We start from the raw sequence: 24,042 nt of genomic DNA, 5'->3' as shown, positions 1-24,042 counted from the left end.
CTGGGATCGCGACAGCGGAATAGGTCGATCCGTCCCCAACATTGACTCCCCCTCCGAGGTTGGCGAAAAGCGCCGCCGTGACGACAGCTCCCGACATCACGATGCCCCCCGTAGGCGCGGCGCGCCGGCCGCTCGTCATGGCCGCGGCGATCATTGCTGCGATGACGCTGCTGCGCATGGTCTACGCCTCCGCAATCGAGCTGCGTACGGACGAGGCCTATTACTGGACGTGGTCGCAGGAGACGGCGCTCAGCTTCCTGGATCATCCCCCCGGCATCGCCTGGCTGATCCGGTTCGGCACCGCGATCTTCGGCGACACCCCGCTCGGTGTGCGCTTCGGCGGCATCGTCGCGATGCTGGTGACGCAGCTCCTGCTCGCAGATATCGTCCGCCGCCTCACCCATGATGTGCGCGCCGTCGTGCTCGCGGTGCTGATGCCGGAGGCCGCGCTCTATTACGGCCTGCTAATGGCCAAGGTCGCGCCCGATGTCGCCATGATCCCGTTTGCGGTGGCGATGATGTGGTGCCTGGTGCGGCTTGCGCAGGGCGGCGATCGCCGCTGGTGGCTCGCGGCCGGCCTGTTCGCCGGGCTGGCGATGCTGTCCAAATTCACCGTGATCATGTTCGCGCCGGCGGTTGCCGCCTTTCTGCTGGTGCCGGATTGGCGCTGGCGCTGGCTGCGCAGCCCCTATCCGTATCTCGCGGTCCTGATCGCAATCGCTGTGTTCTCGCCTGTCCTGATCTGGAACGTGCAGCACGACTGGGCCGCGATCCGCTTCCAGGGCGTGCGCGCCACCACCAGCTACGGCATCTCGCTCCGCACCTTCGGCGACTACATCGGCCTGCAATTCGGACTGGTCGGCTTCGTCATGCTGCCGGTGGTGCTGACGGGGGTGGTGATGACGGCGTGGCGTGGCTATCGCACGCGCGAGCCGGTCGCGATTTTGTTGTCGACCGCGGTCCTGGTGCCGTTTCTCTATTTCCTCGCGAAATCCCTGACCCTACGCGTCGGCGACACCTGGCCGATGTTCATGTGGCCGGTGGGTTTCGCCGCCGCCGCTGTCAACCTCACCATGCTGTCGGGCGAAGGAAGATCGGCGCGGATGGTCAGGGCGTCGCTGTTCTGGGCCAACACGGCGGTGGTCTCGGGCATCGCCTTTGTCGTCATCGTGTTCTTCTACTACGTCGCCGCGCCGTGGAATTTACTTGGCAAGATCGATCCGATCGGTGCCGAGTCCGGCTACGAGCAGGTCGCCGCGCGCGCACAGGCCGCATTGGACGAGACCGGCGCGACCTGGATCGCAACCACGGACTATCGCACCTATGCCATGATGCGCTGGCTGTTCAGGGGCCGCGTGCCCGTGATTGAGCTCAACGAGCGCGGCCGCTTCCAGGACTTTCGTGATCCCGGCATGGATCGGATCAAGGACCACGCGGGCATTTATGTCGGACGCGAGCCGGACAACCGCTCATCGCTGTGGGAGAACATCCCCGCCAAGCGCGAGTCGCTTGGTCAAGTCGAACGCCGCTGGCGCGGTCTCGTGATGGACAATTATGTGCTGGAGAAGCTCTCAGGCTGGACCCCGGAGCTGTCGCCGCCGACGAACTCGCCGCTGTTCCAGTGGCGCGTGCTGGCGTTCGTCTCCCCGCAAGCGTGGGACGGCAAACAGAACGCTACTCCTCCTCGTCCTTCTTCCGCAGCAGATCCGTCGCGAGATCAGACAGCTTCGGCGGCGGCAGTGCCGCGAACGGCAGCGGCCGGGTGACGTCGATCGCGGCGAGGCCCAGCCGCGCCGTCAGCAATCCATTCAGCATGCCTTCGCCCAGCCGCTGCGACAGCTTCGCCGCAATGCCGTGGCCGAGCATCTGCTGCACCAGGCTGTCACTCGCCGCCATGCCGCCGGTGATGGCGAGATGGGCGATGACGTGGCGGAGCAGGCGGATCATGCCGAGCGCGCCGGGACGGCCGCCATAGAGAAAAGCGAGCTGGCGGATCAGGCGCAGCGACGCCACGAACACGAACAACACGTCGATCAGCGCGCGGGGCGAAACCGCCGTGACGATCGAGACCTTCTGCGCGGCTGATGACACCAGCCGCCGCGCCTCGATGTCCAGCGGCGACATCAATTCGCGCTCAGCGAGCCGGATCATGTCGGCGCCGTCGATGATCTCGCCGGTGTGGCTCTCCAGTGCGGCACGGGCGCGCGCGAGCTGCGGGTTCTGATGCGCGATCTTGAGCAAATCATGCACGATGATGCGGCTCTCCTTGCGATCGTCGCTGGCAAGGACGGCGGCCGCGCGCTGATGTAGCTTTTCGATCGTTGCCAGCCGCGCCAGCCCGAACGCCTCGCGTCCGGTCACCACCGCGAGCGCAAGCGCGGTGATAAAGGCAAGCGCCAGTCCGACGAAGCCGAGGCTTTCGCTGCGCGAAAACAGATCCTCGATCAGACGGACGACGCCGAGTCCGACCCCGAGCAGCGTCAGCCCGGCAACGCCGGACCAGAACAATGCGCCCCAGGGAAAGCCGCGCCGCGCCGGAAGCGTCGCTGCGATCGGCACCGGCAAATTCGCCGGATCGGGCTCCGGCGTGATCTGGATGGTGGTGCGACCGAGCCGGGTCGTCTCGTCGGCTTCGGTGACGACAACACCGGGGTCGTCGAGCCGAAACGTTGCCGGCCGCCGTGACTTTGATCGGTCGTTCATGACAATTTGTCTCCGATCAGGAACTGCAAGGCACGGTCGAGGCGGATGTGAGGCAGCGCCGGCTGGTCAGCCCCCTCGCGTTCGAGCTTTGGCGGGCGGAAGCGTAGGAAGCGAAAATCGCTTCTGTCGGCGGCCTCGGTCGAGAGCCCGCGGAACGCATCGGTGCCGTTGAACAGCGGCTCGGGATCGAGCGGCAGGTCGCCCGGAAAGGTTGCCACCTCGGTGTTGCCGTCGAAGAACTCGCCGCCGGCGCTTTCGCCCGCGGCCGGCGTTCCCAAAATCGACGGCAATTTGTCACGGCCATGCGCGACCTGGGCCTCGCGCGTGGCGCGGACGGCGGCGAGCGCGACGACGTCGATCGCAGCGCCGGTAGTTTCCGCGCGCGCAACCGCGTGGGTGACTGCGCGGCGCAGCACGGCCTCGAGCCGGTCATGGCTGGAATGATGCAGATGATCCGCCTTGGTCGCCGCGAACAGAACGCGGTCGATCCGCGGCCGGAACAGGCCGGAGAGGATCGTGCTGCGGCCGATGTTGAAGCAGTCGAGAATGCCCGCGAGTGCGGCTTCGAGATCGTGCAGCGCTTCGGGGCCGGCGTTGAACGCGGCGAGCGCGTCGGCCAGCACGATCTGGCGATCGAGCCGGGCAAAATGATCCCGGAAGAACGGCCGCACCACGACGTCCTTGTAGGCCTCATAGCGGCGCACCATCATCGCCCAGAGCGATCCCTCCGGTGCCTGGCCGCCGGCGGGCACGTCGAGCGGCGCAAAGGTCAGCGCCGGTGTGTCGGCGAGATTGCCCGGCATCAGGAAGCGGCCGGGCGGCAGCAGGCTCATCGCAAACCGCTCGTCGCGGCAGCCTTGCAAATAGCCCCTGAAGAGCTTTGCGGCCGTGAGCGTCGCCTGCTCGTCCTCGCGCGCCTCGGGCTTGAGCGTTGCGAGATGCGCGTGCCAGTCCGCGGCCAGATGGACGCGCGGCGCCTCGCGCGACAACGCAAGGCTTTCGGCCGACCATTGCTCAAAACTCTTCTGAAGCAGCGGCAGGTCGAGCAGCCACTCGCCGGGATAGTCGACGATGTCGAGCGTCAGCGTGCGGTCGGCGCCGTTCGGGCGCTGGTAGTCGATGACGAGCCTGAGCTCGCTGATGTCGACAGTCGAGCTCGGCCAGCGCCGCTCCTCGATCAGCGCGCGCAAATGGCTCTCATAGGCAAAGCGCGGCACGGCGTCGTCCGGCTGTGGCGCCAGATGCGCCCGCGCGATCCGCCCGGATGAATAGGCCTCGAATACCGGAAACCGCCCACCGCGCGTCAGACCGTGGATCAGCGCGGTGATGAACACCGTCTTGCCGGCCCGCGACAGGCCGGTGACCCCGAGCCGCACCGTCGGGTTGAAGAAGTGCTCGCCATAGTCGATCAGCGCCCTCGCCGATAGGCGCGCTTCTTCGACCATATCCTGGAAACTAAATGCCATATGAACGTTGGGAATCCCGGGCGAGGGCGGATACGCAAAACGGACTAGTCACAAAAGTGGCAACTGCCTGAGGAAAATCAAGCTTCATACTTCCACCGTCTTTCTCGGCAAATCAGCCGTTTGAACGACGCGCCGATCCCGAAACACCCATACAAGAGGGTATTAACTCACGTTGCGGATTGCCATGACCGTCTTCCAATTGAAACAGCTCGCATCCTCCTCCGTCCACGCAGCCGCCGACGCGGTCGGCTGGCATTACGACCGCGCCGAGTTGATCGCAGACGGCGTGATCCACGCGATCGGCGTGCTCTGCGGCATCATTGCCGCGACCGTGCTGGTGGTGCTGACCGTGCTCTTTGCCGACGCGACCGACATCGTCGGCGTCTCGATCTACGTCGCCGGCCTGCTTTCGATGCTGGTGTTGTCGGCGACCTATAATCTCTGGCCGGTCTCGCCGGCCAAATGGCTGCTGCGGCGCTTCGATCATTCGGCGATCTATCTCCTGATCGCGGCGACCTACACGCCGTTCATCCTGGAGGTGAAGGACAGTGGGGTCGCGCTGGTGCTGCTCGCCGGCGTCTGGTGCGTGGCACTCCTCGGCATCGTGCTGAAACTTCTCTACCCCGGCCGGTTCGACCGCGTCGCGGTCGGCATCTACCTCGCGATGGGCTGGAGCGGCATCATGCTCTACGACTCCGTGGTCAAGGCGCTGCCTGCGCTGGTGCTGGGCTTCATCCTTGCGGGTGGACTGCTCTACAGCTTTGGCGTGATCTTTCATGCCTGGCGGCGGCTGCGCTTCCAGAATGCGATCTGGCACGGCTTTGTCTTGGCCGGCGCGGCGTGCCATTATACCGCGGTGCTCGACCTCGTGTTGAGCTGAGCAAGCTCCGCGAAGCGGAATAAGCCAAAACGGTATAAGACAAGAGGAGACGTCGCATGCAGGTGACCGGCAAGGTCGTGGTCGTCACGGGCGGCGCCAACGGCATCGGCAAGGCGCTCTGCGAAGCCTTTCACAAGGCCGGTGCGGCCAAGGTCGTCGTCGCCGACATGGACGCGGACAACGCAAGGGCGGTCGCTGCCACGGTGGATGGCGCGGCCTTCAAATGCGATGTCGCGCAGGAAAAGGATATTTCCCACGTCATCGAGGAGACCGAGCGGCAGTTCGGCCCGATCGAATTGTTCTGCTCCAATGCCGGCATCGGCGGCGGCTTCGACCCGATGTCGGTCAATGCCGGCGGTGCCTCCGACGAGCCGTGGCAGCGCAGCTGGGCTATCCACGTCATGGCGCATGTCTATGCGGCGCGGCATCTGATCCCGCGCATGAAGGCGCGCGGCGGCGGCTATTTCCTCAACACGATCTCGGCCGCGGGCCTGCTGTCGCAGGTCGGCAGCCCGGCTTACTCCACCACCAAACATGCCGCGGTCGGCTTTGCCGAAAATCTCGCGATCTCTCACAAGGCGCACAACATCCGTGTCTCGATCCTCTGCCCCCAGGGCGTCGATACCAACATGCTGCGTTCGATCCCCAAGGGCCCGCAATCCGGCGACGGCGACCTCTCGCCCGAGCAGGTCGCCAAGGACGTGCTCGCCGGCCTCGAACAGGAGACGTTCCTGATCCTGCCGCATCCGCAGGTGCTCGGCTACATGCGCAAGAAGACCGAGAATTACGACCGCTGGATCGGCGGCATGGCCAAGATCCAGGCGAAGATGCGCGACGAGTTCGGGACGTAGGGAAGGCGGGTCCACAATTTCGGAGTCGTCCTGGCGAAAGCCAGGACCCATACCGCGAGGTCTACCGATCTTGCCCTAGTAGCAGTACCGAACGACAAGTCTTCGCCAAACTACTCCCTGGGGTAATGGGTCCTGGCTTTCGCCAGGACGACGGCATGAAGCGCAGTGCGCCCCTAATGCTTCTGCCCGTACAGCACCGGCACCGCCGAATCCACGATCACCTCGACGAGGCTGGTCCCTTCGAATGCCATCCCGCGCTTGAGCGCTTCGCCCAGCTCGGCCGCCTTGCTCACCCGCACCGCATGGCAACCCATGCCCTCGGCGAGCCGGACGAAATCGATCCCCGGCAACTCGAGTCCCGGCACGTTGCGCACCTGCATCACCTGGCTGAATGAGCGCATCGCGCCGTAGCCGGAATTGTTGATGACGACGATGGTGAGCGGCAGCTTGCGCTGCGCGGCGGTCCACAGCGCCTGGATCGAATACATCGCCGAGCCGTCGCCGATCAGGCATACCGTGCGGCTGTTCGGCTTGCCGAGTGCCATGCCGACCGCGGCCGGCAGCGAGTAGCCGAGGCCGCCGCTCGCCATGGTGTAAAAACTATCCTGGCCGCGCATCGGCATGAATTTTTGCATCGCCGGACGGTGCGAGGGGATTTCCTCGACCAGCGACGCGCCGTCCGGCATCGCCTGCGACAGCGAATGCAGCAGGAATTCGACCGGCAGTGGATCGGCGGCCTGCGGCGCCGGCGGCGGCGTTCGCCCCTTCGGTGCGCGCTTGCTCTCCGGCAAGAGGTCGAGCAGCATCGCGAGCGCCGGCTTCATCGTCGCGATGATGCTGGTTCCGACCGGCGTAACCGCTGCGGCATCCGCGTCATCGGTGATCTGAAAGATCGTCGCGCCGCCATCGAAGATCGCGGCGTGGCCTTCGACGTGAAAGGTGAACACCGGCGCGCCGATCACGACGACGAGGTCGTGCTCGCGTAGCGCGTCTGACAATTGCGCCGGCGAGGCATGCAGGAAGCCCGCGAACTGGGGATGGCGTTCCGGGAACGAGCAGCGCGCCGAAAACGGGCTGACCCAGACGCTGGCCCTGGCCTTCTCGGCCACGCGCACCATCAGTTCGACCGCGCCGGCACGATCGACACCGGGGCCGACGACGAGGGCAGGGTGCTTGGCTGAAGCGAGCGCGGTGACCAGCGCCTTCATCGCGTCAGCCTCGGGCCCGATCTCGCGGCTGACCTTGCGGGCTTCGATGGGAGCTGCCGCATGCGCCCAATCGTCGACCGGGATCGAGACGAAAGTCGGCCCGCAGGGCGGCTGCATCGCGGTGTAATAGGCGCGCGCGATCGCGGCCGGCACGTCCTCGGGCCGCGCCGGCTCGACGCTGTATTTCACATAAGGCCGCGGGAATTCGGACGCACGCTCCGCATACAGGAATGCCTGCAACGGCAGGATCGAGCGCGCCTGCTGGCCCGCGGTGATCACCAGCGGCGTCTGGTTGCGATGCGCGGTATAGATGTTGCCGAGCGCGTTGCCGACGCCGGCGGCCGAATGCAGATTGACGAAGCCGGCATTGCGCGTCGCCTGCGCGTAGCCGTCGGCCATGCCGACCGCGGAGGCCTCCTGAAGCGCCAGCACGTAGTCGATGTCGTCGGGCCAGTCGCTCAGGAACGGTAGCTCCGTCGAGCCGGGATTGCCGAACACGCGTCTGATGCCGAAGGAGCGCAGCAGGTCGAGTGTCGCCTGCTTGACGGTGACGGATTTGCTGCCGCTCTTGCCGTTCTTCGCCATGGTTTCTGTTCCCTGATGTTTGTCGGCGCTGCTAACCCAGCCGCCATTGCGAGCGCAGCGAAGCAATCCAGAATGCCGCCGCGGTGACAGTCTGGATTGCTTCGTCGCTTCGCTCCTCGCAATGACGAGGAGAGACTATCACCACACTGCCGTCCCCTTCATCGTCGGCTGCCCCTCCGCGTTCGCGGTCCACAGCTCCATGCCATCAGCGGTCTCGTTGGCGTTGATGGAGAACTCCGAGCCTTCGAACAGCGGCTGCACCCCGCGATACGAAAACTTCTTCGGCGCCTTGCCGCCGCGCAGCTTCGCGGCCATCTCGATGATGAACGTCGCCTGCAACGGTCCGTGGAAGATCAGGCCCGGATAGCCCTCGACCTTGGTGACGTAGTCGCGGTCGTAGTGGATGCGGTGGCCGTTGAAGGTCAGCGCGGAATAACGAAACAGCAGCACGGGATCGGAGACATGGGTCTCGCGATGCTGCGCCTTCGGCGGCGGAGGCGGCGCCTTTGCCGGCGCGGACGTGGTCGTCATCTCGCGATAAACGATGTCCTGCCGCTCGCGGATGGCGATGCCGCGCGGCGAGGAGATGCTGTGCTCGACCGAGACGAAGCACAGCGTGCCGGTCGATCCCGTCTTCACCTGCACGTCCGCAATGCGCGAGCTCCGCGTCGATTCATCGCCGACGCGCAGCGGCTGCAGGAACTCGATCTCGCCGCCGGCCCACATCCGGCGCGGCAGCGGCACCGGCGGCAGGAAGCCGCCGCGGGTGGGGTGGCCGTCGGGGCCGAGCATCGACATCGGAAACACCGGCTGCGCCAGGCACCAATGCACCGTGAACGGCGCCGCATCGCCCGGCTTGGGCGAACCGACCTCCTGGAACAGCGTCGCGCGCAAACCCTTCACGAGCTGCGCGGTGACGGTGTCGGTGGCCTCTTCGCTGCGGCCGATCCATTGCCTGAGATGATCGATGTCGAGCTGCTCGGTCATGACGCCTCGCTCTTGTTATTTTTTGGATTGGGGATTTTCGCCGATCGCCGGCACGGCACCATAGCTGCGCGTCTCGCCGACGATGATCGGCGCCGGCGCGGGATAGCTGACACGTCCTTGCGGGGTGTCGACCTCGATGCGGCGCAGATGCGGATGCTTGGTGAGGTCCGCCATGGTGTTGACCTCGGCAAAGGCGATGTCGGCATCGGACAGCCGCTTGAGCAGTTCGTCGCGCGTCATCCTGGCGAAGGCATCCGCGACCGTCTTGTCGGTGAAGTCGCGGTTGCGCACGCGCTCGACCATGTTGGCAACGCGCGGATCGGCGGGCAGATCCGGCTGGTCCAGCACCTTCGCGCAGAGCGTCTTCCACTCGCGCTCGCTCTGGATCGAGATCAGGATGTCCTTGCCGTCGCTGGACGTGAACACGCCGTAGGGTGCGATCGAGGGATGGCGCAGGCCCATGCGCTTGGGCGGATTGCCGGCTTCCGAGTTGAGCAGCGGCACGGTACACCAGTCCGCCATCACGTCGAACATGGAGATGCGGATGTCGGCGCCCTTGCCGGTGCGTCCGCGCCCGATCAGCGCCTCCAGGATCGCCGCATGCGCGGTGGCGCCGGTCGCGACATCGACGATGGACATGCCGACGCGCGAGGCGCCGTCGGGATTGCCGGTGATCGAGGCAAGGCCGCTCTCGGCCTGGATCAGGAGGTCGTAGGCCTTGCGGTGCGCATAGGGGCCCTCGTCGCCATAGCCGGTGATCGTGCACGAGATCAGTTTTGGATAGTCCTTCAGCAGCCGCTCGCGCGAAAAGCCGAGCTTGTCCATCGAGCCCGGCTTGAGATTCTGGATCAGCACGTCGGCGCTTGCGATCAGTCGCTCCAGCTCGGCGCAGCCTTCCTTGGTGGCGAGATCGACCACCGCCGATTGCTTGCCGCGGTTGAGCCACACAAAATAGCTGCTCTGGCCCTTGGCCGCCGCGTCATAGCCGCGGGCGAAATCGCCTTCGGGCCGCTCGATCTTGATCACTTCCGCGCCGGCATCCGCCAGCCGCGACGAGCAGAACGGGGCCGCCACCGCCTGCTCGACCGCGATCACCCTGATCCCGTCAAGTGCTCCCATGGTGCTGCCTCAGTACGAGCGGGGCATGCCGAGCACGTGCTCGGCGATGAAGGACAGCACGAGGTTGGTCGAGATCGGCGCCACCTGATAGAGCCGCGTCTCGCGGAATTTGCGCTCGACGTCGTACTCCTCGGCGAAGCCGAAGCCGCCATGGGTCTGGACGCAGGCATTCGCCGCTTCCCACGACGCATCGGCTGCGAGCATTTTTGCCATGTTGGCCTCCGCGCCGCAGTCGAGCCCGGCCTCGTATTTGCGCGTCGCTTCCTTCACCATCAATTCGGCCGCGCGCATCGCGGCGTAGGCCTTGGCGATCGGGAACTGGATGCCTTGGTTCTGGCCGATCGGCCGGCCGAAAACGCTGCGCTCCTTGGCGTAGTTGGTGGCCTTGGCGATGAACCATTTGGCATCGCCGACGCATTCGGCCGCGATCAGGATCCGTTCGGCATTCATGCCTGAGAGGATGTAGCGAAAGCCCTTGCCCTCTTCGCCGATCAGATTCTCCGCCGGCACCTTCATGTCGGTAAAGAACACTTCGGTGGTGGCGTGGTTCATCATGGTGCGGATCGGGCGGATCTCGAGGCCCTTGTTCTTGGCCTCGCGCATGTCGACGATGAACACCGAAAGTCCATCCGTGCGCTTCTTGACCTGGTCCTTCGGCGTGGTGCGCGCCAGCAGAAGCATCAGGTCGGAATGTTCGGCGCGGCTGGTCCAGATTTTCTGGCCGTTGACGACGTAGCCGGCATTGCCGTCCTTGCGTGCGAAGGTCTTCAGCGAGGTGGTGTCGGTGCCGCTGGTCGGCTCGGTGACGCCGAAGGCTTGCAGCCGCAATTCGCCGCTCGCGACCTTCGGCAGGTATTTTGCCTTCTGCTCGTCATTGCCGTGCCGCAGCACGGTGCCCATCGTGTACATCTGGGCGTGGCAGCCGCCGCCGTTGCAGCCCGCGCGCTGGATCTCTTCGAGGATCGCGGCGGCCGCAGAAAGCTTCAGGCCTGCGCCGCCATATTCCTCGGGGATCAGCACCGAGAGATAGCCGGCCTCGGTCAGCGCGTCGACGAAAGCCTTGGGGTAGGCCATCTCACGGTCGAGCTTGCGCCAGTATTCGCCGGGAAACTGCGCGCAGAGCTTTGCGACGGCTTCGCGGATGTCGGCGTGATCTTCGGTGTGGTGTTCTTCACTCATGGGGTTTCCCGTATGTGCGGCAGTTAAGATAACGCCGGCCGATCCTCTGGCGTTGTGAAAACAATGCCAGCCCCCTATGCTCATTTGCTATAGCGTATGGAGTAGCCTTCCAGGATTGGCAAGCATGGATTTCCGTCAGCTCAGGACCTTCAGTTGCGTGGCGGAGCTCGGCAGCCTCTCCAAGGCGTCCGACACGTTGCGTGTGGCGCAGCCCGCGCTGTCCAGGCAGATCAAGCTCCTGGAACACGAACTGCGTACGGAATTGTTCACCCGCAACGGCCGCGGCATGGTGCTTACGGATGCCGGCCGCCTGTTGCTGGCGCGCACCTCCGGCATCGTGCGGCAGATCGACCAGATCCGCGACGACATCCAGTCGTCCAAGGGGCCGCCGTCCGGCCAGGTCGTGCTCGGCCTGGTCCCGACCGTGAGCTGCGTGCTGTCGGCGCGCTTCGCGCGGCGCTGCGTCGAGAAATTTCCCGGCATTTCGCTGCGCATCGTCGAGAGCTACAGCGGCCATCTCGTCGAATGGCTGCACCGCGGCGAGATGGATCTCGCCATCCTCTACGGCCGCTCCGCCGATCTGCATCTCAACGTGGAGAGCCTCGGTCGCGACAACATCGTCGCGGTGGGTCCGCGCGGCTGCGGCCTCGCGCGCAAGAAGAGCGTCGATGTCGGCTGGCTGCTGCGGCAACGGCTGGTGCTGCCCAGTCATTCCCACGGCCTCCGTGCGCTGATCGAGCATGCGGCGGCCCAGCGCAAGATCAAGCTCAACGTCCAGCTCGAAGCGGATTCGTTCCGCGTGCTCACGAGTCTCGTCGAGGAAGGCCTCGGCTTCGCGCTGCTGCCGCCCTCGTCGGTCCACGGCGAGGTCGCGGATGGGCGGCTGGAAACGGCTGTCGTCTCGAAGCCGATGACGCGCGAGCTCATATTCGCCTCTCCGATCGACCGTCCGGTCTCGACGGCCTCGGTTGCAGTCACCGCCCTCCTGCGCGAGGAAGTCGCCGCCTGCCGCAAGGAAGGCGTGTGGGACATCAGGTTGAGTTAGATGTGCCGGTGTCGTAGACCAGTCGCGCGCGATCTCGCCTTCGCATCTGGCGCGAGCTGTCATGCCGGAATTTTATAGCAGGGTATTCCCGCGTTCACCGCTGGGGCCTCGAGGCGCACAAGTCGCCGAAACCTCGTCATTGCGAGCGCAGCGAAGCAATCCAGCAATCTTTCCGCCGTGGCAGTCTGGATTGCTTCGTCGCAAGGGCTCCTCGCAATGACGGAGGATGAGCCTACCCCGGAATCCTCACCGGCAGCGACTCATACCCCTTGATGAAGCTCGAATAGATCCGCTTGGGCTCGCCGACCACCTCGATCCGGTCGAAGCGCTTCAGCATCTCTTCCCAGACGATCTTGAGCTGGAGCTCGGCGAGGCGCATGCCGACGCAGCGGTGGATGCCGAAGCCGAAGGAGAGGTGGGTGCGCGGCCGCGGGCGATCGATGACGAACTCGTTCGGCCGCTCGAACATCTCCTCGTCGCGGTTGCCGGAGACGTACCACATCACGACGCGGTCGCCCTTCTTGATGTGCTTGCCGCCAACTTCAGTGTCCTGCAGTGCGGTGCGCCGCATATGCGCGAGCGGGGTCTGCCAGCGGATCACTTCGGGCACCATGGAATCGATCAGTTCCGGGTTGGCGCGCAGCCTGTCGTACTGCTCCGGGTTCTCGTTCAGCGCCAGCACCGAGCCCGTCATGGTATTGCGCGTGGTATCGTTGCCGCCGACGATGAGCAGGATGATGTTGCCCATGAGATTGTCGGGATCCATGAACCGCGTGGCGTCGTTGTGCGCCATCAGCGACAACAAATCGTTGCGCGGGGCGGAGTTGACGCGCTCGTTCCAGAGCTTGGACATGTAGGCGTAGCATTCATCCATCTCGCGACGGCGCTCTTCGGCCGAAGCCACGATGCCGCTCTTGGGCAGCGCGGTCGCGACATCGGACCAGCGCGTCAGCTTGCGCCGTTCTTCCCAGGGAAAGTCGAACAGGGTGGCGAGCATCTGCGTCGTCAGCTCGATCGAGACCCGCTCGACGAAATTGAAGGTCTCGTTGCGCGGCAGATTGTCGAGCACGGTCTGCGAGCGCTGGCGGATCAGTTTCGCCAGCTCGTCCAGATGAGTCGGCGTGAACATCGGCGACACCGTCTTGCGCTGCGACGAATGACGCGGCTGGTCCATGGCGATGAAGCTCGGCCAGTCATAACCTTCCGGCACGTCGCGGATTCCGATGCCGCCGAGCGTCGAGTCGGAGGAGAACAGGCCGTGATTGGTATCGACATGCATGATGTCGTCGTACTTCACCACCGACCAATACGGCTCGATCGGCGCGTTGGTGCAGTAATGCACCGGCTCTTCCTTGCGCAGCCGCTCGAACCACGGCCACAGGGTGTCATCCTGGAACAGCCTTGGCGCGCCCGGGTGGAACTGCGCCAGCGGGGTCGCATAGGCCTCCTCGCGCGCCCTGCGCATGCGTTCGGCCCTGTCCATTTGAACCGGCGCTTGGATGTTCATGGTGGTTGCTCCAGTTGCTTGCTCAACCTCTCCCGCGTGCGGGAGAGGGGGCGCAGCTTCCTTGTGGACGTGTCGAACTCATCTTTGCGAATCTAAGCCGCGATCTTCACCGGCAAGGTTTCGAGACCCTTCACGAAACTCGAATAGACCCGCTTGGGTTCGCCGACCACCTCGATGTGGTCGAATCGCTTGAGGATCTCTTCCCAGATAATCTTGAGCTGGAGTTCGGCAAGCCGCAAGCCGACGCAGCGGTGGATGCCGAAGCCGAACGAGAGATGCGTGCGCGGGCGGGCGCGGTCAATGATGAATTCGTAGGGCTTTTCGATCGCGTCGGCGTCGCGGTTGCCCGAAACGTACCACATCACGACCTTGTCACCTTTCTTGATCTGCTTGCCGCGGAACTCGAAGTCCGCAAGCGCGGTGCGGCGCATATGGGCCAGCGGCGTCTGCCAGCGGATCACTTCCGGCACGAAGCTGTCGAGCAGCGCGGGGTTTTCGCGCAGCTTGCGATATTGCTCCGGATGCTGGCTGAGTGCGTCGAGCGATCCGGACATGGTGTTGCGAGTGGTGTCGTTGCCGCCGACGATCAAAAGGATGAGATTGCCAAGAAAGTTCTTCGCGTCCATGTCGCGCGTCGCGGCACCATGCGCCATCATCGACAACAGGTCGCTCTTGGGCGGCTGCTCGATGCGCTCCTTCCACAGCCGCGCGAAATAGCCCGCGCATTCCGTCAGCTCGGCCTGACGCTCGTCTTCGGTGGCGACGAGGCCGTCGGGTCCGGGAATGGTGGTCGCGATGTCCGACCAGCGCGTCAGCTTGCGCCGGTCCTCCCAGGGGAAGTCGAACAGCACGGCGAGCATCTGCGTGGTGAGCTCGATCGAGACGCGGTCGACCCAGTCGAACACCTCGCCACGCGGCAGATTGTCCAGGCACTCGGCCGAGCGCTTGCGGATGCTCAGCGCGAGATTGTCCAGATGCGTCGGCGTGAACATCGGCGCCACGGTCTTGCGCTGCGCCACGTGACGCGGCGGGTCCATAGAGATGAAGCTCTCGCGGCGCAGTTCCGGATCGATGTCGCGGATGGTGATGCCGCCGAGCGAGGAGGCCGAGGAGAACACCGAATGATTGGTCTCGATCTCCATGATGTCGTTGTAGCGCGTCACCGACCAATACGGGCCGAACATCGAGTCCTTGCAATAGTGCACGGGATCTTCGCGGCGCAGGCGATCGAAATAGGGCCAGAACGTATCGGTCCTGAACAGCTCGGGGTCGCCCGGATCGAACTGCTCCAGCGGCAGTGACGTTGCGCGTGCGCGTAACGCGTCGAGCTTCGCCGCGCTTTCGATGGTCCCATGCATGACCGCTCTCCCTGACATGAACCGCGCGTTCTCGTTGAATTCTGCGCTGCGGTATTTGATTTGCAATTACAGCCGGTTGTCTGCGCCGGAGCAAGGGCGAGTTTTGCCACATGGGTGTGATGTAGCCCGGATGGAGCGGAGCGAAATCCGGGATTCGGTCCGCCACTGCCGCTGTCCCGGATTGCGCTGCGCTCCATCCGGGCTACGAGGCCATTGATCCAACAACGTGATCTCGCGCACGCCCTCGGCCGTGGAATCGTGCCAGAAATCGACCGGAATCGAGCTAAATCGAACCCGCCCATCTTGGGGATCGACTAATCTCTGATCTATAAGTTTGATCGAACCAGGTCCGCACCCCGAGGTTGCCGCCGTGAACGACATGCAATGGGCCCCCATCGGCTCCGAACCCTTACCCCCGCCGCTGCCGCCCACGCGGGTCGATTTCACCGGCAACCGTACCGAGTTTCGCAAATTGGTCACCAAGGGTGCCATGCTCGAGCTCGTCACCTTCGGCTTCTACCGGTTCTGGCTCGTCACCGACATCCGCCGTCATCTGTGGGCGAACACCGCGGTTGATGGCGACGCCGCCGAATATACCGGGCGGGCCAAGGAGCTCCTGGTCGGCTTCCTGTTCGCGCTCGCGATTCTGGTGCCGATCTACCTCGCTTACTTCCTTGTCGGTATCGAGTTCGAGCGCTGGCAGGGCTTTGCCTCGACGCCGCTGTTCATCAGCTTCTACGCCTTCGGTCAGTTTGCGATCTTTCGCGCGCGGCGCTATCGCCTGACGCGCACGGTCTGGCGCGGCGTGCGGTTCTGGATGGACGGATCGGGCTGGGCCTATTCGTTCCGCGCCATGCTGTGGGGCTTGCTGGTGTTCCTGACGCTCGGGCTCGCATTGCCGTGGCGCGAGGCCTCGCTCGAACGCTACAAGATGCGGCACACTCATTACGGCGATTTGCGCGGCGATTTCAAAGCCGACGGCTGGACGTTCTTCAAGCGCGCCTGGTGGCTGTGGCTGCTGAGCCCGATCGCAATGGTGATCTTTCCGCTGGCGCCGTTCTTCTATGCCGAATTCAAGGCGCGCGAGTGGCGCTGGTGGCTCGACGGCATCCGCATCGGCGACGTCAGCCTGTCCTCGCAACTGCCGCACAACGCATTCTACGGCCTGTACTGGAAAGTGATCGGCTGGTGGACGCTGCTCTCGGCCATCTTCGCTGCCTATATCGGCGGAGCGACCATGCTCGTGGTCACGCTGAGTGGTCTTTCGGTCGAGCAGGCGTTGGGGCCCGGCAATGCCGGCAAGAGCATCCCGACACTGGTGATGATGGTCATCGGCTACCTCGCTCTCGCCCTGGCCCTCAACATCGTCATGCGGGTCTATCTCCAGCGCGATCTCTGGGCCAAGGTGCTGGAAACGGTCGATGTGCACAACATCGCCGCAGCCGCGGATGTGCGCGGCAGCGCCGAGCTTGCCAGCGCGCTGGGCGAAGGCTTTGCCGATGGACTCGATGTCGCGGGATTCTGAGCTGTGAGTGACGTATTCGCTGAGGCCCCGGCGCAATCCGCAAAGCCGACCATCTTCTTCGACGGCGTGTCGAGCCGCAGGCGGCAGGTGACGCTGACGCTCAGTGACGCGCTCGAGATTCTCGAAGAGGGTGCGCCCGTTCGCTGGGCCTATGCCGACATCCGCCGGGCCGACAGCCCGCCTGGCATTTTGCGGCTCGCCTGCGCTTCCGCGCCGCCGCTGGCGCGGCTGGAAATCCGCGACGCTGTGCTCGCCTCGGACGTGACCGCGCGCTGCATGCGGCTCGACGACCACCAGACCTCGCGCCGTGGCGTCGCAAAGATCGTCGGCTGGTCGATGGCAGCCGCCGTCTCCATCGTCTGCGTCGTGCTGTTCGGGGTGCCGCTCGCGGCCGACCGCCTCGCGCCGCTGGTGCCGAAACCGATCGAGCGCCGTATTGGCGATGCGTCGGAGGTTCAGGTGAAGACCATCTTCGGCCGCAATGCGTGCGAGGATGCGGCGGGGAAGGCGGCCTTCATCAAGCTGGTCAACCGCCTGCGCGATGCCGCCGGCCTGGACGACGATTCCATGACCGCGGGCGTGCTGCCGACTCCGGTGCCGAACGCGTTCGCGCTGCCGGGCGGCAAGGTCTTCGTGCTGAAGGGCCTGCTCGACAAGGCCGAAAGCCCGGACGAGCTTGCCGGCATCCTCGCCCACGAACTCGGTCATCTCAAGCATTACGACAACATGCGCGGCCTGATCTATAACGGCGGCACCTCGTTCCTGATCGGCCTATTGTTCGGCGACGTCACCGGCTCGAGCGCCGTGATCTTCGCCTCGCGCAGCGTGGTCGAGGCGTCCTATTCGCGTGAGGCCGAGACCGCTGCGGATACGTTTGCCATCGAGATCATGCACAAGCTCGGCCGCTCGCCCAAACCCGCGGCGGAACTGATGTTCCGCATCACCGGCAAGGAAGGCGGCGGCCTCGCGTCGATCCTGGCGAGCCATCCGCTGACCGAGGACCGCCTCGCGCGCATGACGAAGGAGGATCGCCCCGCTAGCGGCCCGCCGCTGCTGACGGATGCGGAGTGGCAGGCGCTGAAGGGGATCTGCGGCAGCGGCAAGATCTGAATCTCTTGCTGCGGACGCGTCGGGCCCCGCGCCAAATCACCAATCGGCGAGGAACGATCCGTCGGCGTCTGGTTATCCCCGATAGACAGCGGGAAGTTCCTCATGGCTTACGGTCGTTTCGTCACGATGATCGCGGCTTCCACCGTGATCATGTTCGCTCTGATGTATCTCAACACCTTCGCTCTGGATCACGTCTGGTACAGCCAGACCCGGACGTGGATGGCGTTGCTGATGGGCGCGGTCATGGCCGCCGTGATGCTCGCTTTCATGTGGGGCATGTACAGGAACCGTACGGCGAACGTCGCCATTCTGGCTGCCAGCGCTGTCGTGTTTGCGGTTTCGCTCTGGCTCGTTCGTAGCCAGCAGACCGTGACCGACGTTGCCTATATGCAGGCGATGATCCCGCATCATTCCATCGCGGTTCTCACCAGCGAGCGCGCGCACATCAGGGATCCCCGAGTCCGCAAGCTGGCCGACGACATCATCGAAGCCCAGGTGCGGGAGATCGGCGAAATGGAACGGTTGATCGCCGACCTCAAGGAGAAGCCCGCGCCCGCGGATGCGAAGGATCTGCCTCCGCGGCCGCCGACCTGACGGAGCGGCCTCGTATCACTTTGCCGGGGCGGTCGGATTGGTTGAGCCCGTGGTGACGCTCGGCGCGTTGTTCGGACTGGTGGTTGTGGTCTGCGGACCGACGTCGCGGCCATTGTAGAAGAAGACGGCTGCGACTACAGCGATCACGAAGATCGCCCCGATCGCCCAGCCCACCGGGCTGTTGCGGCGTGCTCTGTCTGCTCTGCGGTCATCCTGATAGGTCATCGTGCTCTCCATGGTAGAGCAGGAAAACCTTGCGCGAGCGAAGCTGTTCCTAATGTGACGCGGTTTGCAGGCCGACGCTTATCTTGTGCCGTAGGCGCGGTCGCCGGCGTCGCCGAGGCCCGGCAGGATAAAGCCGTTCTCGTCGAGACCTTCGTCGACTGCGGCCGTCCAGATCGGGACGTCCGGATGCAGTCCGCGCAGCCGTTCGAGCCCTTCGGGGGCGGCGATCAGGCAGGCGAGGCGAATGTCCTTGGCGCCGCGCTCCTTCAGCCGGTCGATTGCGGCCACAGCCGTGTTGGCGGTCGCAACGACCGGCGTCACCACGATCGCCAGGCGTTCGCTGAGATCGGACGGCGACTTGAAGAAGTATTCGACCGCCGCAAAACTGTGCGGCTCACGATAGAGGCCGATATGTGCGACGCGCGCCGTCGGCACCAGATCCATCATGCCGTCGACGAAGGTGGTGCCGGCGCGCAGCATCGGCACGAAGACCAGCTTCTTGCCCGCGATCTTGGCCGAATGCATCGTCGCCAGCGGCGTTTCGATGACGGTATCGGCGAGCGGCAGGTCGCGCGTCACCTCGTAGCACAGGAGCATGCCGATCTCCTTGATCAGCTCCCGAAACGATTTGGTCGAGATCGATTTGTCCCGCACCAGGGTCAGCTTGTGCTGCACCAGCGGATGATCGACGATCGTGACGCCTTGCATGACGGGATGCTCCTGAAATTGATCGATGCGCAATGCGACGCGTCTGGATTACGCGTTAGAAAACGGTCCCGTCGCTGATCACCTTGAGCGGCGGCGAACCGTCGGGGCGGCGCGCGAAGGCGATGGCGCGGCCCGCGGCCCAGGTGCCGCCTTCCAGAATGCTGGCGAGCGGCAATGTCTCAGGGGTGCGGCCGAGTTTGGCGCGGACCAGTTCGGCGAGCCGGTCCAGCAGCGCCACGGTCAGCGCGCGCCACTCAACGACGAGCAGGGAGTCCACCGCATGCGCACGCTCGGCGTCGGCGGCGTCGCGCAGGCGCAACACCTCGTGATCGACGAATAGGCCGCCATTGCGGTATTCGGCAAGCCCGGTCAGGCCGTCGATGTCGGTGACGTCAAACCCGGCGCGCTGGAGCGGCTCGATCAGCGAATAGCTCAGCCATTGCGACAGCTTGTGCAGGGGCACGAGGCCCGAGGTCGCATCGTTGGCCTTGATTGCCGGATGGCGCCAGCAATCGCCGAGCGGAATTCCGGCAAGCTCCAGTCGCGACGGCCAGATCGGTCCGAGCTGGTTCAGCACCGCCGACAGAATCGCGGGTGCGGGAACAGCGCCGCCCTTCGCCTGTGCCGCGATGTGATCGAACAACCCGCCCGGCCGCGGCGTATCGTGCGCGCCGAACACGTCCACGCGCTCCGTCACCAGCTTGCCCAAGCGTCGCAGCAGATCGGTCCGCCCTTCGAGCCCGAGCAGCGGATTGGCATCGCTCAGCTGAAAGGCGGATATGAGGGAGGCGAGGGGCAGTTTAGCAAGGATGTCCGCATCGGCCCTGAAGGGCGCGCGGGGATCGCGGGAAAAAAGACCGCTCGCGAACATGTCGAGGCTTGCAATCGCGAGTCCTTCGGATCGGCCGATGCTCTGTCCCGTCACGGCGTCGCGGTATCGCCACGCCGCACCCGCGCCGGCATCGAGCAGCACGCTGACGATGGCAAGGTCGAACTCCGCGCGTGCCCGCGCCGCGCGATCGGGCCACGACGCCGCATCCGCAAGCCGCGCCCAGCGATCGACGCCGCCGAGCACGAAATGCCGCCAGCGCGCATGGAACGGAATCTCCAGCGTCGGATAGGCCTCGCGCGTCACGGCGAGAACGGCGTCGGCAACGCCATCCATGCGATCGAGATCGATCGTGAAATGCGTCAGCCCGTCGTTCAGGCCGATCTCGAACATCTCGCCGGCACGCGCGCGAACCGCTGCTGCGCTGAGCAGCGAACGGGCCGGCAATTCCAAAGCGTCTGCCATCAATCGATCAGTATTTTTCCAGCGAACGCCCGACCACGCCATCGACGTCCTTCTCCGGCGCGATGTCGGTGGAGTAATAGCCGGCGGCCTTCTTCGCGGCGATCTCGACATAGGCATCGGCGGGAATGAGCTCGGGCGGGATCGGCACGCGCTCGACGATGTCGATGCCCTGCGAGGTCAATGCGTCATGCTTCATGTCGCTCATCGAGAGGAAGCGGTCGATGCGCTTCAGGCCGAGCCAGTGGATGGTGTCGGGCATCAATTGCTGGAAGCGCGCGTCCTGGACGCCGGCGACGCATTCGGTGCGCTCGAAATAGGCGGCGGCGGCATCGCCGTCTTCCTGGCGCTTGCGCGCGTTGTAGACCAGGAATTTCGTGACCTCGCCGAGCGCGCGGCCTTCCTTGCGGTTGTAGATCACGAGCCCGAGCCCGCCCTCCTGCGCGCCGCGCGCGGATTCCTCGATGCCGTGAATGAGGTAGGGGCGGCAGGTGCAGATGTCGGAGCCGAACACGTCGGAGCCGTTGCACTCGTCATGCACGCGGCAGGTGATCTTGGTGCGATGGTCCGGCAGCTTGGTGACGTCGCCGAACATGTAGACGGTGGTGCCGCCGATCGGCGGCAGAAACACTTTCATGTCCGGCCGGGTCACCAGCTCGGGGAACATGCCGGCGGTCTGCTCGAACAGCGTGCGCCGCAGCTCGGTCTCGTTGGTCGCAAAGCGCTCCGCAAGGCCCGGCAGATACCAGACCGGATCGATCGCGATCTTCACCACCGACACGCTGCCATTGGCATGCACGACGTCGCCGTCGGCGCGCAGGCGCTTGGCGGCGAGCGCCTCGCGGATCTCCGGCAGGTCCAGCCGCGCCCGCGTCACCGCGATGCTCGGCCTGATATCGATGCCCTCAGCGATGTCCTTGCCGAAATTCTCGGCGACGAGATGCCCCCAGGGATCGAGCGCGACGATCTTGGCGGGATCGCTCCATTGCGGGAACGGCCCGATGGTCGCCGCGGGAAACGTGTTGGTGAGATCGGGCCTACGAATCGGATCGAGCGCCCCGGCGGACACCGCGAGCGCGCGGTACATCGCATAGGAGCCGCCATGGCTGCCGATCACGTTGCGATCCCCGGCGCGCGACACCGTGCCGATGATCGGCCCGCGGGCCCGTGCGTCGGCGGCGCCCCAGTGGATCGGGAAGGCAGCTGTCCTGCCCGGCTCCGGATGGGAGGTGAGGCGGATGTGGTCGGTACGGTTCGCGCGGCTCATGACCAAACTCCTAAAAAGCCAACGGCCCGCCGCTCGGACGGGCCTTGGCTCGTCGCGCTGCCGATGCGGAACACCGGCGGCGCGAGCTCAATCCAACATATTGTAGCGGGCAGTCGCGACAGACAAGTTAATCGTGCTGCGCGGGGCGGGGCGGCTCGCGGCCAAATTCCCGTCATCCCGCAACCCGGCAGCGCCTGCCCAAGTGCCACGCCACCGCACTGGCGGACCTCGCCGCTATCGCAGTAAGCTTATGAAGTAATTATGGTTTTCTAGTTTTCAAGAGGCGCGGCACGGTTGGCGTGGCGGGCGTCGAGTTTCCGGACAAAACGTGTCATCAAACCAAACGCCCAGATCGCCTTTGCCCTATCGCCTGCCCGGGAGACCGCCATGTCCGCCGCTACCTACATCGACCCTCGCAACGGAAAGCTCTATCCGCTGGACCAGCCGCGCTGGTGCTCGGACGAGCGCACGCCGCTGCTGGTGACGCCGGGGGCCGGGATATCGCGGGAGGAGATCGAGCCGCGCACGCGATCGCTCTGGCGCTACCGGGCGGCGCTGCCGGTCGAGATCACGACTCCGATCACGCTCGGCGAAGGCTGCACGCCGCTGGTGCAGCAGGCCTGGGGCGAGCTGCGCCCGTTCTTCAAGCTCGAATGGTTCAACCCGACCGGCAGCTTCAAGGACCGGGGCTCCGCCGTGATGCTGTCGTTCCTGCGGCAGATCGGCGTCGACGCCATTCTGGAGGACTCGTCCGGCAATGGCGGCTCGTCGATGGCGGGTCTCGGTGCCGCCGGCGGCATGCGTGTGAAGATTCTCGCGCCGGCATCGACGTCACCGGCCAAGATCGCGCAGGTCCGCGCCTACGGCGCGGCGGTGCAGCTGGTCGAGGGCCCGCGCGAGGAATCGGAGGCCGAGGCCATCCGGCAATCCAGCCAGACCTTCTATGCCAGCCACAACTGGCAGCCGTTCTTTCTCGAAGGCACCAAGTCGCTCGCCTATGAGATCTGGGAGGATCTCGGCTTCCGCGCCCCCGACAACGTCATCGTCCCGGTCGGCGCCGGCAGCTCTCTGCTCGGTTGCGCCTTTGGTTTCCGTGAGCTGTTGAAAGCCGGCCAGATCACCAGGCTGCCGCGCCTGTTTACGGCGCAGCCGCTCAATTGCTCGCCGATCGATGCGAGCTTCAAGGCGGGCGTCGATACGCCTGTCGCGCGCGAGGTGAACAAGACCATCGCCGAAGGCACCGCGATCAAGCATCCGCTGCGCCTGCGCGAGATCATCGGCGCGTTGCGCGAGAGCGGCGGCGGCACCGTCGCGCTCACCGAGGATGAGATTGTCGCAGCGCTGCGGCGCCTTGCGCGGCAGGGCCTGTTCGCCGAGCCGACCAGCGCCAGTGCTGCCGCCGCGCTGGACAAACTATCCGCCACCGGTGCCATCAAGGCGAACGAGACCACGGTCGCCGTCCTCACCGGCACCGGCCTCAAGGCTGCGACCATCGTCGCCGATCTCGTGCAATAGGCGCGCCAAGGAGGCGAAGCCATCGCCGTCATGGGACCGCGTTGAACCTTTGGCATCCGTCGTCAGCCTCATGGAAACCGACGTCGAGCGAAGGGAGAGTTCCATGCCCGATCAAGACCCGTTTGCTGGTTTCAAGGCAGTCCAGAAGGAAGCCTGGTCGCTGTTCACGCCGATGGAAGTGTTCACGACACCCTCGGCCGCCAAGCTCGTGAGCTTCGCCGGGGTCGCGACCGGCCAAAGGCTGCTCGACGTCGGATGCGGCACCGGCGTTGCCGCGATCACGGCGGCGCGCCGCGGTGCGAAGGTCAGGGGCCTCGACCTGTCGCCGGTCCTGATCGATCGCGCCCGCGAGCACGCGCAGCTGGCGAACCTCGATGTCGACTTTGCCGAGGGCGACGCCGAAAGCCTGCCCTATGGCGACAACGAGTTCGACGTGGTGCTCAGCCAGTTCGGCCACATGTTCGCGCCGCGTCCCGAGGTCGCCATCGGCGAGATGCTGCGCGTGCTGAAGCCCGGCGGCACCATCGCCTTCTCCACCTGGCCGCCGCATCTTTATGTCGGACGGATGTTCGCGCTGATCGGCCGCCATCTGCCGCCGCCCGAGGGCGTGGCATCACCGGTGTCGTGGGGCGATCCCAAGATCGTCGCCGAACGTCTCGCAGGGAAAGTGAAGGACGTCGCCTTCGACATGGACATCATGACGCCGTCCGCACTCAGCCCGCAGCATTTCCGCCGCACCATGGAAACGACGATCGGCCCTTTGATCAAGCTCATTGCCCAGTACAAGGACGAACCGGACAGGCTGCGGAGTTTTCGCAACGAGTTCGAGGCGCTGATTTCCGAATATTACGACGGAAGCAACAACGTGATGCGCCAGCAATTCCTGATGTCGAAGTCGAGGAAGGTGTGACTGCTTTCT

The 24,042-nt window shown here is 65.1% G+C and carries 21 protein-coding genes; 9 read left to right on the top strand and 12 right to left on the bottom strand.

The features are described 5' to 3' along the window. Positions 1-101 precede the first annotated feature (101 nt). Positions 102-1,766, top strand: a complete 1,665-nt coding sequence (locus IVB40_RS29375; RefSeq protein ID WP_247819610.1) for a glycosyltransferase family 39 protein — start codon at positions 102-104, stop codon at positions 1,764-1,766. Here the strand turns inward: IVB40_RS29375 and IVB40_RS29370 are convergent. Both IVB40_RS29370 and IVB40_RS29365 read right to left on the bottom strand, forming a co-directional pair. Further along, a complete protein-coding gene (locus tag IVB40_RS29370) occupies positions 1,675-2,703 on the bottom strand; it encodes a TIGR01620 family protein (protein ID WP_247817097.1) in 1,029 nt (342 codons plus the stop codon). The genes IVB40_RS29375 and IVB40_RS29370 overlap by 92 nt on opposite strands. After that, positions 2,700-4,169, bottom strand: a complete 1,470-nt coding sequence (locus IVB40_RS29365; RefSeq protein ID WP_247817096.1) for a YcjX family protein — start codon at positions 4,167-4,169, stop codon at positions 2,700-2,702. The genes IVB40_RS29370 and IVB40_RS29365 overlap by 4 nt, the downstream gene beginning before the upstream one ends. Before the next feature lie 184 nt (positions 4,170-4,353). On the opposite strand from IVB40_RS29365, the gene IVB40_RS29360 reads away from it, so the two are divergent. Both IVB40_RS29360 and IVB40_RS29355 read left to right on the top strand, forming a co-directional pair. Beyond that, complete coding sequence (locus IVB40_RS29360; protein ID WP_247817095.1) at positions 4,354-5,049, top strand: hemolysin III family protein; 696 nt, start codon at positions 4,354-4,356, stop codon at positions 5,047-5,049. A 56-nt stretch (positions 5,050-5,105) separates the two neighbouring features. Further along, on the top strand, positions 5,106-5,900 hold the full coding sequence (locus IVB40_RS29355; protein ID WP_247817094.1) for an SDR family oxidoreductase: 795 nt from the start codon (positions 5,106-5,108) through the stop codon (positions 5,898-5,900). 173 nt (positions 5,901-6,073) lie between these two features. Here the strand turns inward: IVB40_RS29355 and mdlC are convergent, their stop codons facing one another. The 4 genes from mdlC to IVB40_RS29335 all read right to left on the bottom strand — a co-directional run bounded on the left by mdlC (position 6,074) and on the right by IVB40_RS29335 (position 10,978). Beyond that, entirely contained in the window at positions 6,074-7,693 is a 1,620-nt protein-coding gene (gene mdlC, locus IVB40_RS29350; RefSeq protein ID WP_247817093.1) for a benzoylformate decarboxylase, read from the bottom strand. A gap of 138 nt (positions 7,694-7,831) precedes the next feature. Then, entirely contained in the window at positions 7,832-8,680 is an 849-nt protein-coding gene (locus IVB40_RS29345) for a MaoC family dehydratase N-terminal domain-containing protein (RefSeq protein ID WP_247817092.1), read from the bottom strand. A 15-nt stretch (positions 8,681-8,695) separates the two neighbouring features. Further along, positions 8,696-9,799, bottom strand: coding sequence for a CaiB/BaiF CoA-transferase family protein (locus IVB40_RS29340; RefSeq protein ID WP_027565225.1), 1,104 nt, complete (start codon positions 9,797-9,799; stop codon positions 8,696-8,698). A 9-nt stretch (positions 9,800-9,808) separates the two neighbouring features. Further along, positions 9,809-10,978: an acyl-CoA dehydrogenase family protein gene (locus IVB40_RS29335; protein ID WP_007614510.1), complete on the bottom strand. Its 1,170-nt coding sequence runs from the start codon at positions 10,976-10,978 to the stop codon at positions 9,809-9,811. 124 nt (positions 10,979-11,102) lie between these two features. Here IVB40_RS29335 and IVB40_RS29330 point away from each other — a divergent pair, with 124 nt between their 5' ends. Then, positions 11,103-12,023 carry a LysR substrate-binding domain-containing protein gene (locus IVB40_RS29330; RefSeq protein WP_027565224.1) on the top strand — a complete coding sequence of 307 codons (921 nt, stop codon included), beginning with the start codon at positions 11,103-11,105 and terminating at the stop codon, positions 12,021-12,023. Positions 12,024-12,255: 232 nt separating this feature from the next. Here the strand turns inward: IVB40_RS29330 and IVB40_RS29325 are convergent, their stop codons facing one another. After that, a complete protein-coding gene (locus IVB40_RS29325; RefSeq protein WP_247817091.1) occupies positions 12,256-13,530 on the bottom strand; it encodes a cytochrome P450 in 1,275 nt (424 codons plus the stop codon). Between the two features lie 92 nt (positions 13,531-13,622). After that, positions 13,623-14,888: a cytochrome P450 gene (locus tag IVB40_RS29320; RefSeq protein ID WP_247817090.1), complete on the bottom strand. Its 1,266-nt coding sequence runs from the start codon at positions 14,886-14,888 to the stop codon at positions 13,623-13,625. 370 nt (positions 14,889-15,258) lie between these two features. On the opposite strand from IVB40_RS29320, the gene IVB40_RS29315 reads away from it, so the two are divergent. The 3 genes from IVB40_RS29315 to IVB40_RS29305 all read left to right on the top strand — a co-directional run bounded on the left by IVB40_RS29315 (position 15,259) and on the right by IVB40_RS29305 (position 18,117). Beyond that, positions 15,259-16,413 (top strand): YjgN family protein, encoded by a 1,155-nt coding sequence (locus IVB40_RS29315; RefSeq protein ID WP_247358077.1) that lies wholly within the window; start codon positions 15,259-15,261, stop codon positions 16,411-16,413. Positions 16,414-16,416: 3 nt separating this feature from the next. Next, the gene (locus IVB40_RS29310) at positions 16,417-17,523 is read left to right on the top strand and encodes a M48 family metallopeptidase (protein WP_247282453.1); all 1,107 of its coding nucleotides are present in this window, start codon (positions 16,417-16,419) and stop codon (positions 17,521-17,523) included. A 102-nt stretch (positions 17,524-17,625) separates the two neighbouring features. Then, complete coding sequence (locus IVB40_RS29305) at positions 17,626-18,117, top strand: DUF305 domain-containing protein (RefSeq protein ID WP_247403599.1); 492 nt, start codon at positions 17,626-17,628, stop codon at positions 18,115-18,117. 15 nt (positions 18,118-18,132) lie between these two features. On the opposite strand, the gene IVB40_RS29300 is transcribed toward IVB40_RS29305, so the two are convergent. The 4 genes from IVB40_RS29300 to IVB40_RS29285 all read right to left on the bottom strand — a co-directional run bounded on the left by IVB40_RS29300 (position 18,133) and on the right by IVB40_RS29285 (position 21,608). Then, a complete protein-coding gene (locus tag IVB40_RS29300) occupies positions 18,133-18,342 on the bottom strand; it encodes a hypothetical protein (protein WP_027565218.1) in 210 nt (69 codons plus the stop codon). 78 nt (positions 18,343-18,420) lie between these two features. Then, the gene (gene upp, locus IVB40_RS29295) at positions 18,421-19,050 is read right to left on the bottom strand and encodes a uracil phosphoribosyltransferase (protein ID WP_007614501.1); all 630 of its coding nucleotides are present in this window, start codon (positions 19,048-19,050) and stop codon (positions 18,421-18,423) included. A gap of 55 nt (positions 19,051-19,105) precedes the next feature. Then, positions 19,106-20,344, bottom strand: coding sequence for a URC4/urg3 family protein (locus IVB40_RS29290; protein ID WP_247817089.1), 1,239 nt, complete (start codon positions 20,342-20,344; stop codon positions 19,106-19,108). A gap of 7 nt (positions 20,345-20,351) precedes the next feature. Then, entirely contained in the window at positions 20,352-21,608 is a 1,257-nt protein-coding gene (locus IVB40_RS29285) for a GTP cyclohydrolase II (protein WP_007614497.1), read from the bottom strand. 387 nt (positions 21,609-21,995) lie between these two features. Here IVB40_RS29285 and IVB40_RS29280 point away from each other — a divergent pair, with 387 nt between their 5' ends. Both IVB40_RS29280 and IVB40_RS29275 read left to right on the top strand, forming a co-directional pair. Continuing rightward, a complete protein-coding gene (locus tag IVB40_RS29280) occupies positions 21,996-23,123 on the top strand; it encodes a threonine synthase (protein WP_247817088.1) in 1,128 nt (375 codons plus the stop codon). 103 nt (positions 23,124-23,226) lie between these two features. After that, positions 23,227-24,033: a class I SAM-dependent methyltransferase gene (locus IVB40_RS29275; RefSeq protein WP_247817087.1), complete on the top strand. Its 807-nt coding sequence runs from the start codon at positions 23,227-23,229 to the stop codon at positions 24,031-24,033. Positions 24,034-24,042 lie beyond the last annotated feature (9 nt).

This window comes from Bradyrhizobium sp. 40 (assembly GCF_023100925.1).
Lineage (GTDB): Bacteria > Pseudomonadota > Alphaproteobacteria > Rhizobiales > Xanthobacteraceae > Bradyrhizobium.
Note: the sequence above shows the minus strand (reverse complement) of the source record. Positions and strands in the feature narration are given on the sequence as shown.